We start from the raw sequence: 13,167 nt of genomic DNA, 5'->3' as shown, positions 1-13,167 counted from the left end.
TGCCTTCGACCGCCCACTATTCCCCCGCATAATAATCCGCCATGGAACGGAACATGGCGACATTTACATTCATGCTATGGCCGAATGTTTCGCCGAACTCTGGCATGGGATAGGCGAACTCTCGGTCGGCGGCGTTTTTGGCGATGACGAGGCCTGCCCGCGGATTGATGTAGATATATTGCCCGTAAATCCCGACGGCGAAAAAGTCGCCCGCATTGGGCCCCTCTTGCGGCATCGGCACCCACCATTGATAGCCGTAGCCCGTGCCGCGACCGTTGAGGTTTGGCGCGCTGTGGACCGTGGACTCTGCGACCCAATTGGCGGGCACGACTTGCTTGCCGTTAAACTGACCACCGTCCAAAAACAACTGCCCAAATTTGGCGTAATCGCGCGTTGCAAGGTTTAGCCCGCCGAGCGCAAAGGCCACATCTTTGCCGTCCGTCATATAAAACGGCGGTATTTCAAAACCGAGGTTCGCGCCATAGGTCTGCTCAAACAATTCATGCAGCGATTTCCCCGTCGCAGCGCGCAGCACCATGGCGGCAACATGGGTATCAATAGACACATATTTCCAACGCTCGCCAGCCATCGCTTCAATCTCTGTTAATTCAGACGCATATTTATCCATCGACCCACCAAGGCCCAGCACGCGGCCCATATCGTTAATATCAGAATTGGCATCCATATAATTTTCATCAAATTTGATGCCGCTCGCCATGTTCAGAACATTGCGGATGGTCGCGCCTTCATAGGCTGACCCGATGAGCGACGGCACGTAGCTTTCGACCGTATCGTCAAGCGACTTCACTTGCCCGATGGACAGCGCATTACCGTAAAGCCCCGACATGAAAGACTTTGCCACGGACCAGCTAATGCGGCGGTCATCACGGTCGGTGCCTTTGTAATAACTTTCATGCACCATCTTTCCGTCTTTGATGACGACGAGCGCCGTTGTGTCGAGTGTCTCTAGCACCTCGGCCAGATTCCAGTCTTTGCCGTTAATGGTCACCGTTTCGGGTAACGGCTCTAGCGCTTCTGGCCAGATGAAAGGCTCGCCCGAAATCGTCAGGTCGTGATGCAAGAACGCGCCATCCATATTGGAGAAGTTCTGCACGATTTTATCGGCATCAAACAGGCTGTTGACGTTATTCAGTCTTTGGATTTTTGTCCAATTAAGCCCGACAAGCATGGCCATGCCAGCCGCCGTTAAGCCTGCAACTTTTACAAATCTATTCATGACATGTTCCCTCTTGATTAGCGTCTATCATGAGCGCAAGTCGCATGGCGTTCAAGCCGTCTTGCCCTGTGATCACAACGGCGTCCCCGTCCAAAATTGCCCGCACGAAACTATCTGTCGCTGCGCCGAGACTGTCACTCGCACTCGGGTCAGCGCCAAAGTCCACGTTAAGCACAAACGGCGTATCGTGGCTCAATGTCTTGCCGTTAAAATCAATATTTACTGTACCACTGGCGTATTCCAATGTCATTTTACGCGAATAGGCCTCTGCCACGCGGCTGGCCCGCATATGGGCGGTTACGTCGCGCCAGTGAAGCACAGCATCCGCCGTGTCAGGGTGGTTTGTGCACACCACTGCCACTTGGCCGTCCACCCGCTCTGGCATCTCGCCCATAATCATCAGGACCAGATCAAGGTCATGGGTCATCAAATCCAGCGTGACTGACACATCTTGTCCGCGCGGATTAAACGGCCCCATGCGCTCTGTCGTAATCTTTCGCGGGCGGGCTGTAATTTTATCGAGCCCGATGGCGCGCGCCACGAACCGTTCTTGATGTCCGACTTGCAAGACAACGCCTTTATCCGCCGCAAGGTCGATACAGGCCTTTGCCGTGTCCACATCTGTGGCGACCGGTTTTTCAACCAGCACATGTTTGCCCGCCCGCAGCGCCGCGAGCACCATGTCGCCGTGATAACTTGCAGGTGCGGCAATGATAACCGCGTCTATATCATCCAGCATGTCAGCGAAGTCCGCATAGGCTTTGACGCCATGTTTTGCGGCCCCTGCCGTGCGCGCTATTTCATTGGGATCAAAAATTCCGATAAAGTCCACACGCGGATGCGCCGCGCATTTTCCTGCGTGATAGCCGCCAAACACGCCCGCGCCTGCGACTCCAATTTTGCATGTTTTGTCCATGACTTACGTTGCGCAATTGTGTGCAGACTCGCAAGCCTTAGCGTGAAATTCTGTTAGAATAACTCATGCGGCGCGCTTAGAATCACATCATCCGATTCTCCCCAAACTAGAGTAAAACCGCGTTTTCACGAAGGTTTTGGCGCCTCTAAGCCTAGGTGGAGCGATTTTAATGCAGTTAAAATAGGGCGACTTTTGACAGCGGATTTAACAAAAATAAACGCTATTTACGTCAAATCGTTTTCTTCTTTGCTGACATAGGGGCAAGCGAGGTCGCGACAGCTCTGGAATCCCTATCATTCTCTGCGATTTCATGCATATATGGGTGCGGTTTCGCCTAAGCTATTGAATTTAATACTTTATAGAACCCATATTGGTTTTTAATCTGATACGCCAGCCATTGTGACGTGATGCCATCATCACAATCATTGCACCCTCATTTGTTGTCATAGCTAGACAAAAATTACGGCGCCGACCCTATGAAATTAAGAGGCAAACGACTGGGCTAAACCCGAATGCACCGCTCGCAAACCCCCATAAAACCGCATGTTTTAACTTGCCATTAACCCTTTTGGTTAGGATGGTGTTAACGCCTGACACGAATTGAGCGGGCCGACATCGATTAGGGAGATTAACGATGAACAAAAAAGAACTCGTAGCAGCGCTGGCTGACAAATGCGGAACATCACAAGCGCAAGCTGGTGAATTCGTGAATGCCTTTACCGAAACGGTCACGCAATCACTCAAAGACGGTAACCCTGTTGCCCTTCCTGGTTTTGGCCAATTTATCGCCAAGCACCGTGAGTCGCGCGAAATGCGTAACCCTGCCACAGGAAAAATGATGATGAGCAAAGCGAAAACATCCGCACAGTTCAAGCCGTCTGTGGGCCTGAAAGACCTGTAGTTTTACGCCCAGCTTTGATTAAAAAGACCCGCGAGAGTTAAGGCTCGCGGGTCTTTTCTATGATAACTTTACTGTGACTTAGCTCGCTAGCCTTGACGCGTCTTCTTTGCGGTAACCACGCAGTTCTTCGGCGATAAGGAAGGCAAGCTCTAGCGCTTGGTCAGCGTTAAGGCGCGGATCGCAATGGGTATGATAGCGAGATGATAGATCTTCTTCGCGCACTTCGCGGGCAGAGCCTCCAAGACATTCCGTCACGTTCTGACCTGTCATTTCAAAATGCACACCACCCGGCCAGCACCCCTCAGAATGGAGCACTTGCATAAATTGCTGCACTTCCGACAGAATATTATTAAACGGACGCGTCTTATAGCCCGTGTCCGTTTTGACGGTATTACCGTGCATAGGATCACAAGACCAAACGACGTGGCGACCCGCCGCTTTCACAGCGCGCGCCAATGTTGGTAGCCCTTTGGCGACTTTGTCATGGCCATAGCGCGCGATCAGTGTGATGCGGCCCGCCTCATTATTGGGGTTTAGCGTATCCAACAGGCGGAGCAATTCATCACCCTCTAGGCCTTCACCGACTTTCATCGCGATTGGGTTTTCAATCCCGCGCATGAATTCAACGTGAGCATGGTCAAGTTGGCGCGTCCGGTTGCCAATCCATAACATATGGGCCGATGTGTCGTACCAGCGCCCAGTGGTGCTATCGATACGGGTCATGGCTTCTTCATAACCTAACAGCAGCCCTTCGTGACTGGTGTAGTAATCGGTGCTGGCCATTTGCGGTGTGCTTTGGGCCGTAACACCGCAGGCTTCCATGAAATCCAGCGCGTCAGAGATTTTCTCGCACAGGGCTTCATATTTCGCATTGGTGGCGTTATCGCCAACAAAACCCAGCGTCCATTTATGGATATTGCGCAAATCCGCATACCCCCCGGTGGAGAACGCCCGCAGTAGGTTCAGCGTTGCCGCCGATTGGCCGTAAGCTTTTAACAGGCGCTCCGGATCTGGGATACGAGCCTCCGGCGTGAACGCCATACCGTTGATGTTATCACCACGGTAGCTTGGTAGCGTCATGCCGTCGCGTTCTTCTATGGGTGAGCTGCGCGGTTTACCAAATTGGCCTGCGATACGCCCGACTTTCACAACAGGTTGCCCTGCCCCATACGTTAGTACCACCGCCATTTGCATCATGACGCGGAACATGTCGCGTAAATTATCGGGATGAAATTCCTTGAAACTTTCCGCGCAATCACCGCCTTGCAACAGGAATGATTTCCCCATCGCCACATCGGCGAGCTTGGCTTTTAAGCGTCGCGCTTCACCGGCAAAAACGAGCGGCGGATAGCCCTTTAGCGTCTGCTCGACATCTGACAACGCCTTTACGTCAGGGTAGTCGTCGGGAATGTGCTTTGCGGGTTTTGCGCGCCAGCTTGATGGTGTCCATTTACTCATTGGTCGGTCCGATAGATTATAATTTTAAAACAAGGGTCTGCTTAGCACGAATTTACCGCGCTTGCCTATCATAGTCTTGCATTTTAGGCAGTTTTGCCGCGGATCAGGATTGAATGACCCAAGGCCCTAAATATTGCATAGGCGCAACGTCATCCAGTGGCAGTCGCGCCGTGGCCTCTCGAAGGGCTCTTTGGCTTACAGGATGCACCCAATCAGCGGACAGTTGGGACAATGGAAAAAGCACAAATCCGCGCGTCATCATGCGGGGATGAGGAATTATGATATCGTCGTCATCAATGACTTGCCCACCAAAATCTAGCAAATCCAAATCAAGCATGCGCGCTGCATTTTGAACGCCGCGGACCCGCCCCAATGCCGCCTCGACCGTGTGCAAATGCGCAAGAGCTTGCCGCGCATCCCCCGTAAATGAAGCGCGCACGACCGCATTAATATAGTCGGGCTGCCCACTGCCCGCTGGCCAAGCAGGACTTTGCCACAGGCCAGAACGCGCTTGAATATCAAATCCCAAAGCCTCTAGCCGGATCAGCGCCGCGTTAAAACTTTGCGTAGGATTTGCCAAATTGGCGCCAAAGGCGATATAGACAGGATATATTTTAGACATTTTTACACATAATTGGGGGCCATATGGCATTTTATCCTGATGAGCGTATCGCGATTTTTATTGACGGTGCCAACCTTTACTCAACCACCAAGACACTCGATTTTGATATAGATTACAAGAAGTTATTGGAATTATTTCAGGGCAAAGGCCGTTTACAGCGCGCCTATTATTATACCGCCTTAATAGACAATGATGATTTTTCGCCTTTGAAACAACTTATCGATTGGCTGGATTATAACGGCTATCACATCATCTCTAAACCCACGAAAGAATATAAAGACCGCGACGGACGCCGCAAAATCAAAGGCAATATGGATATGGAAATTGCGGTGGATATGATGACCCTCGCCCCGCATATTGATCACTTTTTACTCTTTACAGGTGACGGTGATTTCAAAGCCGTGGTCGAAGCCGTGCAAAAGCAAGGCTGCCGCGTGACTGTGCTGTCGACGATAAAATCAAAGCCCGCCATGCTCGCCGATGAACTACGCCGCCAGGCCGATACCTTTATAGAGCTTGCCGATATGGACAAGCTCATTGGGCGTCCGAAATCTGGTGGCGGTGATTATGATGATAGTTGGGACGAGGATTAATGGGGTTTACCGAACCACCGCTGGATTGTGATCGTTGCCCAAGGCTGCGAAAATTTTTGCTGGAATTAAAAGAGACCTACCCCGATTATCACAATGCGCCTGTACGCAGTTTTGGCGACCCCGCGCCCGCGCTTTTAATCATCGGCCTTGCGCCTGGTATGCATGGAGCCAATGCCACAGGCCGCCCGTTTACAGGTGATTGGGCGGGAGATTTACTCTATAACGCCATAGCCGCCCACGGTTTTTCAAAGGGCCAATACGGCGCAACAGCCGATGACGGGCTAACGTTAGAGCGCGCCATGATAACCAACGCTGTGCGCTGCCTCCCGCCGCAGAACAAACCTGTCGGCGCAGAATGCACCAATTGCCGCCCGTTTCTTACAGATCAAATCAACGGCTTACCGTCGATAAAGGTGCTGCTGACACTGGGCAAAATCTCGCATGATAATACGCTGCGTGCGCTAGGCCTACGGCTGAAAGACTATCCCTTCGGGCATCATAAAATTTATGACCTGCCAAATGGCATGAGGCTTTATTCCAGCTACCATTGTTCGCGTTACAACACCAACACCAAGCGGTTGACGGAAGATATGTTTTTCGGGGTGTTTAAGGATATTCAGGAATACTTGAATTAAGCGTCAGTGTCCTAGCGACAATCGTCGTGATCCTCGGGTCAAGCCTTAGGGTGACAAAATTAAATTCCTATAAGTCACCTAGCCCTAATCGTAAATTCATTGCAGTACCTGAGAACATTCAGCGGCACTTAACCTAGGCCTTACGCTTAAGAACACTGTCATTCCGACGCAGCCTGAAAGGCTGCCCGGAAACCATGTCATGAACTTTCGTAGACAAACAATATTTGTTTGAGCGGATATATTGCGACATGGATTCCGGGCGGCTGCGCCGCGACGGAATGACGATAAATAGAACACGGGTTCAAATTAAAAGCCCCTAGCCCCGCTCGCGCATCAGCCTTGCTTTATCGCGCTGCCAGTCGCGTTTCTTTTGCGTATCGCGCTTGTCAATGTCGCGCTTACCTGTGCCGACACCGATGAGCAGTTTGGCGATGCCTTTTTCGTTAAAATACATTTTAAGCGGCACAATGGTGCGGCCTTTGCGTTGAACTTCACCAATTAACTTATTGATTTCACGCCGTTTTAAAAGCAGCTTGCGCGGACGTGTCGGGAGGTGATTGAACTGACTTGCGGGCGCGTAAATCGGGATATTAGCGTTGATAATATAGGCTTCGTCACCATCAATCGTCGCGTAGCTTTCGACAATATTGGCACGACCTTCACGCAGGGCTTTGACCTCTGTCCCAACCAGCATGATGCCGGCCTCAAACGTGTCCTCGATAGCATAGTCAAATCGCGCGCGTTTGTTATCCGCGATCAACGTGCCTTTCATTGTCGGTTTCTTTTTGGCCATAGCCTTAGACCTTTACTCCCGCGCGGGTCATTGCGGCTTTTACCGCGTCTTTTGTTGTCTCGCTACAGGGCGTAATGGGTAGGCGTACCGTTGGTTCCATTTTTCCCAATAGGCTAAGGCCGTATTTTGCTGGCGCGGGGCTTGGGTCGAGGAATAAGTCTTTGTGCAGACGGTCGAGCGTCATATGCACATCACGCGCGTGGGTAAACTCACCGGCTTGGCAGGCATTATGAAACGCCGCATATTGCGCTGGGGCGATATTAGAACCAACAGAAATCGCACCACGCCCGCCGTGGGCCGCATGACCCATAGAGGTGCCATCATCACCAGACAGTTGGATAAAATCTTCGCCGCAGCGATCAATCAACCCGCTGACCCGCGAAACGTCACCTGTCGCGTCTTTGCATCCAATAACCGTGGGTAATTTAGCCAAGCGCCCCATCGTGTCATTGGTAATATCCACCACACTGCGGCCCGGGATGTTATAAACAACGATAGGAATATCCACAGCATCAGCGATGGCCTTAAAATGCTGATAGATACCTTCTTGATTAGGTTTGTTATAATAAGGCGTCACGACAAGCGCGGCATCCGCGCCGAGCTTTTTGGCGTGCGCCGCATATTTGATCGATACTGTGGTCTCATTCGATCCTGCGCCCGCCACAACGGGCACCCGTCCAGCGGCGGCTTCGACACAGAGCGCAATCACGCGTTGGTGCTCTGAATCGGTCAGAGTCGAGCTTTCACCCGTCGTGCCGCAGGGGACAAGACCGTGCGTGCCGCTATTGATTTGCCATTCGACAAAGTCTTGAAACGCCGTCTCGTCAATGCCGCCGTCTTTAAAGGGCGTCACAAGCGCCGTCATTGATCCGTAAATCATGGTAATCTTTCTATTTATGACCCGCGCCAAAATCCTGACGCATATAAACTAATCGAGTCAATTCGCCGCATCAAATAACAGTCACGACAGCAAAGGCATAGCTTTCTTTTCTTGCCCATTGCGCGACTTGGCTTACTATGTGGTATGAAATTCCGACGATTCAATGACACTTCTGGTGATTTACCCCCACACAACGGTAAGACGGGTGGGACTGGGGTCACTTTACCCTCAATCAAGAGTGATTTTTCACGACGTCGCCTTCTCTGTGCGGCGGCGGCGCTCACTCTGTCCAGCACGGCCTCAGCAACCGCTATGATACCGACGCCGCGCGTTAAGCCACCGGCACCGAACCTGTCTAAGATACTATCAGACGCTGATGCCAAATTATTTCGCAAAGCAACGTCTGATGCACGGCGCGGACAGTGGTCCAGTGTCATGGCCGCTCGCCGTAGCCTCTCTAATTCTGCTGCAAAAGATGCGCTTTTATGGCTGCGGGCCGCACGCGACCCCAACGCACCCTTATCAGACCTAACTTATGCCGTGCATAATCTGACGGATTGGCCGCGCATGACGACGATACGTTCTAAGGCCGAAAAGAAATTGCTAAGCAATCCTGTCGGCATCACCAGTATTGCGGAATGGTTTCGCGGCTATGACCCCGTATCGGGCGAAGGACGCATCGCGCTCGCGCAAGATTATTTCAGACAAGGCAATGATGATCTTGCAAAGAAATGGCTGAAACTTGGCTGGCGCGAAGCCAGGCTAACCCGGGATTTGCAGCGCAGCGTTTTCAAAACCTACGGCAAGCATTTAACGCCACAAGATCACGCAGCGCGCGCGGATTATCTGGTCTGGCAGGGGCGGCGTTATTTTGACTCTGCCCAAGGGCTTTTGTCCCTTATGCCGCGCAATGACGCGAAACTTATCGCGGCGCGTATGGCTTTGCGGCAAAATTCGCGTGCTATGAATGCGGCGGTGGACGCCGTTCCTTCGGCGCTACAGGGGGATCCAGGCTTTAGTTATGAGCGCGCCTATTGGCGGCGCAAACGCAAGTCCAAAGACTATGCCCTGCCCGTGCTCTTAAACATCAACGCTGCGCCCAAAACAGAACGCGGCCAAGAACGACTGTGGAATGAGCGCCGCCTTATGGCCTATTGGGCGATATCAGAACGCAACTTTGAAACGGCCTATCAACTCACCCGTAATCACGGCATGACACGCGGGGGCGGCTTTGCAGGCGTTGAGTTTTTGGCGGGCTGGTTATCGCTGACCAAGCTGAATAATCCGCGCCGCGCGATGGAGCATTTTACAACGCTTCGTAATAATGTGGGCTTGCCCGTATCGTTAAGCCGGGCTGCCTATTGGCAGGGCCGCGCATCAGAGGCGCTGCGTGATGGTCAGGAACAATTATATTACGCAGACGCAGCGCAACATGTGAATACCTTTTACGGCCTGCTGGCGGCCGATAAATTATCCTCTGGCGGAGCGCAGATTGTTTTGCCACCAGAACCCAATGTTAATTTCGAGCGTGCGAGCTTCAATGCTGACCCGCGTGTGCAAGCGGCGCGGCTATTTGCCGAAGCCAATCAAGAACTCTTTTACACGCAAATGTCTTTTCACTTGGATGATGAATTTGAACGCCCAGAACAGCTATCATTACTGGCGGAAATGGGTCGTGATTTTGGCTATATGAAACCGTCCGTGCGGGCCGCGAAACAGGCGGGACGTTTGCAGACCATGCTGACCGAGTCAGGCTATCCGATTGTACCGGCCATTGAGGGTCTGGATGACCGTTTTGAGAAGGCCTTTGTCTACGGCATCGCGCGCCAAGAAAGCGAATTTAACTACAGCGCGGTTAGTCACGCCAATGCTTACGGCCTGATGCAAATGATTAACGCCACAGCACGCAGCACCGCTCGCCGCCACCGCATACCCTATAGCCGTACGACCATGACAACAGATATTAATTACAGCGCGAATTTGGGCGCGCATCACCTACATGACCTGCTCAAAGACTATGACGGCAGCTATATCATGGCCTGCATCGCCTATAACGCGGGGCCGCGCCGCGTCACCCGTTGGACGAAAGACTACGGCGACCCGCGCAAAGGCGAAATTGACCCCATTGATTTCCTCGAATCCATTCCGTTTTCAGAAACCCGCAATTACGTGCAGCGCGTGATTGAGAACATGCAAATCTACCGCGCCAGACGCAGCGGCGGCACAGCCCCCAACAGAATCGATCGCGACCTACGTGTGGGTAGTCGGTATGGGTAGTGTCGTGCAAAATACGCTTAAATAGAGTCTTACCAATCACTCTGGTCTGATTCATCTTTGTAATATGTGGTGAGTTGCACAAGTACAATAACCAATGCGAAACCCGCTAGTCCAACGCCCCACCATATAGCAGGCACCTTCATCGCGAAACCTGGCACGCCATCCCCAATGCTAATAACGGCGAATACAATTAAACCGAATATGTAACAGGCCAAATTTATCAAAAACCCAAGCCGCAGAGCGTTAATTATTTTATCCCTCTCTTCCTGCGCAATCTTTGCGGCTTGTATGCGCGGGTCAATGGTTAAAGCTATCACCTCTACGTTGAAAGCTGCCGCCAAAGCCATTAGGGTGTCGCGTGAGGCGTTATCGCCTGTTTCGATGCGCTGGACAGTGCGAAGACTAACGCCTGCGGCTTCTGCTAAATGCTCTTGAGACCAGCTTCGGTCTTCTCTTAAGCGTTTCATTTTTTTAGTGTCTATGCTTAGATGCATGTTCTTCTCCTTTACCATGTCTAGGCGCAATGTTAGCGTAGATCATAGTAGGACATTAACAAAATAGACCCCGCAGACTACGTCAGCTTTACGACAGTTTGACGTCATGAGCACGCCAGCAAGGCCCGCAAGCCGCTTCAATAGGATGAAGTCGCATGACTTTATTGGAATTAAACTTCGGTAAAAGCCAATCCAAATATATCTTAAACCAAGCGGCTTTTTGTCAGCGCAGCTTTCACAAAACCTGAAAAGAGTGGATGCGGCGCGAAGGGGCGTGATTTTAGTTCTGGGTGATATTGCACGCCGATGAACCATGGATGCCCTGGTATTTCCACGATTTCAGGCAGGACACCATCAGGTGACAAGCCAGAGAATTTCAGGCCGGCGGCCTCTAAACGGTCTTTATAATCAATATTGACCTCGTAACGGTGACGGTGGCGTTCTTCGATATGGGTTGTCCCGTATTCTTGCGCGACTAAGCTGTCAGCCGCAAGCGTAGCGGGATAAGCGCCGAGGCGCATGGTTCCGCCAAGATCAGTATCAGCCGTCCGTTCTTGACGTTCATTGCCGCGCACCCATTCTGTCATCAGGCCAACAACAGGCTCGAAATGTTCACCAAATTCAGAGGAGCCCGCGGTCTCTATGCCTGCCATATTGCGGGCGGCTTCGACCACGGCCATTTGCATACCGAGACAAATACCAAAATAAGGCACACCGCGTGTGCGGGCAAAATGCGCCGCTTTAATCTTGCCCTCTGTGCCGCGCTCGCCAAATCCGCCTGGCACTAAAATCCCGTGCATCCCCGCCAGCGGGTCATCACCTGCCTTTTCGAAGCTTTCAGCTTCAATCCAATGCACATTAACTTTCACTTTGTTATCAATCCCGCCGTGAACCAGCGCCTCTACGAGGGACTTATAGGCATCTGGCAGGATTGTATATTTACCGACCACGGCAATATTGACCTCCCCGTCAGGATTGGCCAGCGTCTTGGAAATATCTTCCCACATGGTCAGATCCGCCACAGGGGGGTTATCAATCCCAAAATGCGCCAACACTTCGCGGTCTAGCCCCTCGGCGTGATAAGCCAGCGGTACGTCATAAATGCTGCGTGCATCAAGACCTTGGATAACCGCGTCTTCACGCACATTACAAAAACGGCCAATTTTACGGCGTTCGCCGTCCGGGATAGGACGATCCGCGCGGCACAGCAGTATATCTGGCTGGATACCAATAGAGCGAAGCTCTTTAACGCTATGTTGGGTGGGCTTCGTTTTCATCTCGCCCGCTGCATTGATATAAGGCAGCAAGGTCACATGCATGAAACACGTCTGCCCGCGCGGCAGTTCTTGGGACAGCTGACGCAGGGCTTCAAAAAATGGCAAGCCTTCGATATCGCCGACGGTGCCGCCGACTTCACACAGAACAAAATCTACATCTTCACCCGCATCGGATAGCACAAAGTTCTTAATCTCATTTGTGACATGCGGGATGACTTGCACCGTCGCACCGAGGTAATCCCCGCGACGTTCTTTTTCAATGATATTGGAGTATATACGCCCTGTCGTGATGTTATCTGACTGTGCGGCGGACACGCCCGTAAAGCGCTCATAGTGGCCTAAATCAAGGTCAGTTTCCGCCCCATCATCTGTCACAAATACCTCACCGTGTTGATAAGGCGACATCGTGCCGGGGTCGACGTTCAGATAAGGGTCAAGTTTACGCAAGCGTACCTTGTAGCCGCGTGCTTGTAACAAAGCGCCAACAGCGGCAGACGCAAGGCCCTTGCCCAGTGATGACACAACACCACCGGTAATAAAAATGTAACGCGGCATAATCCGACCCGTTTGTGGCCCGTTGTCAGGAAACGCTTATTCGTTTTCTGGCTTGGGCTTTTGCTCTGACTCACTTTGGCTGGCGTCTGGCGTCGCGTCATCATCGGTATTAACCGGATTTGGCGCAGTGACAGTTTCGTCAGCTAACGGGTTTGTGTTGTCAGGGGTTTCGGTATCAATCGTCAAGGCCTCAACCGCATTTGAATCATCAATTTGTGAAATTGACTGATTTTCTTTGTTGAAAACCACGGAAAGCGCCATCGCATTGATGATAAACAGAGCGCCAATAATACCTGTCATCTTTGAAATTGAATTTGTCGCAGAGCGTCCAGACATAAATCCGCCACCACCACCGCCGCCGCCAATTCCCAAGGCACCGCCCTCTGAGCGCTGAATCAGGATAAGACCTGTCAGAACAATTGACAAAAGAAGCTGTATAACAAGAAGGACGTTAGCCATAGCGGGTCTCTTATAAACGGGGCCGCGCAGGTCTGCGCTGGCGAAAGCGGAATTTTGCGCGGCTTAGCCT

The 13,167-nt window shown here is 51.9% G+C and carries 13 protein-coding genes; 4 read left to right on the top strand and 9 right to left on the bottom strand.

Going from position 1 to position 13,167, the window contains the following annotated elements; genetic code table 11:
- Window positions 1-16 precede the first annotated feature (16 nt).
- Both AB6B37_RS06170 and AB6B37_RS06165 read right to left on the bottom strand, forming a co-directional pair.
- On the bottom strand, window positions 17-1,237 hold the full coding sequence (locus tag AB6B37_RS06170) for a serine hydrolase domain-containing protein (protein ID WP_371398016.1): 1,221 nt from the start codon (window positions 1,235-1,237) through the stop codon (window positions 17-19).
- Window positions 1,230-2,153, bottom strand: a complete 924-nt coding sequence (locus AB6B37_RS06165) for a Gfo/Idh/MocA family protein (protein WP_371398015.1) — start codon at window positions 2,151-2,153, stop codon at window positions 1,230-1,232. Before AB6B37_RS06165 ends, AB6B37_RS06170 begins: the two co-directional genes overlap by 8 nt.
- Window positions 2,154-2,787: 634 nt before the next feature.
- Here AB6B37_RS06165 and AB6B37_RS06160 point away from each other — a divergent pair.
- Window positions 2,788-3,054: an HU family DNA-binding protein gene (locus AB6B37_RS06160; RefSeq protein WP_371398014.1), complete on the top strand. Its 267-nt coding sequence runs from the start codon at window positions 2,788-2,790 to the stop codon at window positions 3,052-3,054.
- A gap of 78 nt (window positions 3,055-3,132) precedes the next feature.
- Here AB6B37_RS06160 and AB6B37_RS06155 read toward each other — a convergent pair whose 3' ends face one another.
- Together AB6B37_RS06155 and folK are read right to left on the bottom strand one after the other, a co-directional pair.
- Window positions 3,133-4,512 carry a class II 3-deoxy-7-phosphoheptulonate synthase gene (locus AB6B37_RS06155; protein WP_371398013.1) on the bottom strand — a complete coding sequence of 460 codons (1,380 nt, stop codon included), beginning with the start codon at window positions 4,510-4,512 and terminating at the stop codon, window positions 3,133-3,135.
- A gap of 103 nt (window positions 4,513-4,615) precedes the next feature.
- Window positions 4,616-5,134 (bottom strand): 2-amino-4-hydroxy-6-hydroxymethyldihydropteridine diphosphokinase, encoded by a 519-nt coding sequence (folK, locus tag AB6B37_RS06150; RefSeq protein WP_371398012.1) that lies wholly within the window; start codon window positions 5,132-5,134, stop codon window positions 4,616-4,618.
- Between the two features lie 23 nt (window positions 5,135-5,157).
- Here folK and AB6B37_RS06145 point away from each other — a divergent pair, with 23 nt between their 5' ends.
- Both AB6B37_RS06145 and AB6B37_RS06140 read left to right on the top strand, forming a co-directional pair.
- Window positions 5,158-5,727, top strand: coding sequence for an NYN domain-containing protein (locus AB6B37_RS06145; protein ID WP_371398011.1), 570 nt, complete (start codon window positions 5,158-5,160; stop codon window positions 5,725-5,727).
- Entirely contained in the window at window positions 5,727-6,362 is a 636-nt protein-coding gene (locus AB6B37_RS06140) for a uracil-DNA glycosylase (RefSeq protein WP_371398010.1), read from the top strand. Before AB6B37_RS06145 ends, AB6B37_RS06140 begins: the two co-directional genes overlap by 1 nt.
- A 316-nt stretch (window positions 6,363-6,678) precedes the next feature.
- On the opposite strand, the gene smpB is transcribed toward AB6B37_RS06140, so the two are convergent.
- A complete protein-coding gene (gene smpB / locus AB6B37_RS06135; RefSeq protein ID WP_371398009.1) occupies window positions 6,679-7,155 on the bottom strand; it encodes an SsrA-binding protein SmpB in 477 nt (158 codons plus the stop codon).
- A gap of 4 nt (window positions 7,156-7,159) precedes the next feature.
- Complete coding sequence (dapA, locus tag AB6B37_RS06130) at window positions 7,160-8,035, bottom strand: 4-hydroxy-tetrahydrodipicolinate synthase (RefSeq protein WP_371398008.1); 876 nt, start codon at window positions 8,033-8,035, stop codon at window positions 7,160-7,162.
- A gap of 312 nt (window positions 8,036-8,347) precedes the next feature.
- Between dapA and AB6B37_RS06125 the strand changes: the two genes are divergently transcribed.
- Window positions 8,348-10,312, top strand: a complete 1,965-nt coding sequence (locus tag AB6B37_RS06125) for a transglycosylase SLT domain-containing protein (RefSeq protein WP_371398007.1) — start codon at window positions 8,348-8,350, stop codon at window positions 10,310-10,312.
- Window positions 10,313-10,341: 29 nt separating this feature from the next.
- On the opposite strand, the gene AB6B37_RS06120 is transcribed toward AB6B37_RS06125, so the two are convergent.
- From AB6B37_RS06120 to secG, 3 genes are all read right to left on the bottom strand, one after another.
- Complete coding sequence (locus AB6B37_RS06120; RefSeq protein ID WP_371398006.1) at window positions 10,342-10,779, bottom strand: helix-turn-helix domain-containing protein; 438 nt, start codon at window positions 10,777-10,779, stop codon at window positions 10,342-10,344.
- 230 nt (window positions 10,780-11,009) lie between these two features.
- Window positions 11,010-12,638 (bottom strand): CTP synthase, encoded by a 1,629-nt coding sequence (locus AB6B37_RS06115; protein ID WP_371398005.1) that lies wholly within the window; start codon window positions 12,636-12,638, stop codon window positions 11,010-11,012.
- A 36-nt stretch (window positions 12,639-12,674) separates the two neighbouring features.
- Window positions 12,675-13,097, bottom strand: a complete 423-nt coding sequence (secG, locus tag AB6B37_RS06110) for a preprotein translocase subunit SecG (RefSeq protein ID WP_371398004.1) — start codon at window positions 13,095-13,097, stop codon at window positions 12,675-12,677.
- Window positions 13,098-13,167 lie beyond the last annotated feature (70 nt).

Origin of the sequence: Fretibacter rubidus (genome assembly GCF_041429785.1) — a bacterium.
GTDB classification, from domain to species: Bacteria; Pseudomonadota; Alphaproteobacteria; order Caulobacterales; family Maricaulaceae; genus Fretibacter; species Fretibacter rubidus.
The sequence above is the reverse complement of the archived record's forward strand: the minus strand, read 5'-3'. Positions and strand labels throughout refer to the sequence as shown.

Excerpts from the sequence above, each read along its gene's own strand:
- smpB (WP_371398009.1), bottom strand. The coding sequence starts at position 7,155 with ATGGCCAAAAAGAAACCGACAATGAAAGGCACGTTGATCGCGGATAAC.
- AB6B37_RS06120 (WP_371398006.1), bottom strand. The coding sequence starts at position 10,779 with ATGAAACGCTTAAGAGAAGACCGAAGCTGGTCTCAAGAGCATTTAGCA.
- AB6B37_RS06125 (WP_371398007.1), top strand. The coding sequence starts at position 8,348 with ATGATACCGACGCCGCGCGTTAAGCCACCGGCACCGAACCTGTCTAAG.
- AB6B37_RS06160 (WP_371398014.1), top strand. The coding sequence starts at position 2,788 with ATGAACAAAAAAGAACTCGTAGCAGCGCTGGCTGACAAATGCGGAACA.
- AB6B37_RS06140 (WP_371398010.1), top strand. The coding sequence starts at position 5,727 with ATGGGGTTTACCGAACCACCGCTGGATTGTGATCGTTGCCCAAGGCTG.
- dapA (WP_371398008.1), bottom strand. The coding sequence starts at position 8,035 with ATGATTTACGGATCAATGACGGCGCTTGTGACGCCCTTTAAAGACGGC.
- AB6B37_RS06165 (WP_371398015.1), bottom strand. The coding sequence starts at position 2,153 with ATGGACAAAACATGCAAAATTGGAGTCGCAGGCGCGGGCGTGTTTGGC.
- secG (WP_371398004.1), bottom strand. The coding sequence starts at position 13,097 with ATGGCTAACGTCCTTCTTGTTATACAGCTTCTTTTGTCAATTGTTCTG.
- AB6B37_RS06115 (WP_371398005.1), bottom strand. The coding sequence starts at position 12,638 with ATGCCGCGTTACATTTTTATTACCGGTGGTGTTGTGTCATCACTGGGC.
- folK (WP_371398012.1), bottom strand. The coding sequence starts at position 5,134 with ATGTCTAAAATATATCCTGTCTATATCGCCTTTGGCGCCAATTTGGCA.
- AB6B37_RS06155 (WP_371398013.1), bottom strand. The coding sequence starts at position 4,512 with ATGAGTAAATGGACACCATCAAGCTGGCGCGCAAAACCCGCAAAGCAC.
- AB6B37_RS06170 (WP_371398016.1), bottom strand. The coding sequence starts at position 1,237 with ATGAATAGATTTGTAAAAGTTGCAGGCTTAACGGCGGCTGGCATGGCC.
- AB6B37_RS06145 (WP_371398011.1), top strand. The coding sequence starts at position 5,158 with ATGGCATTTTATCCTGATGAGCGTATCGCGATTTTTATTGACGGTGCC.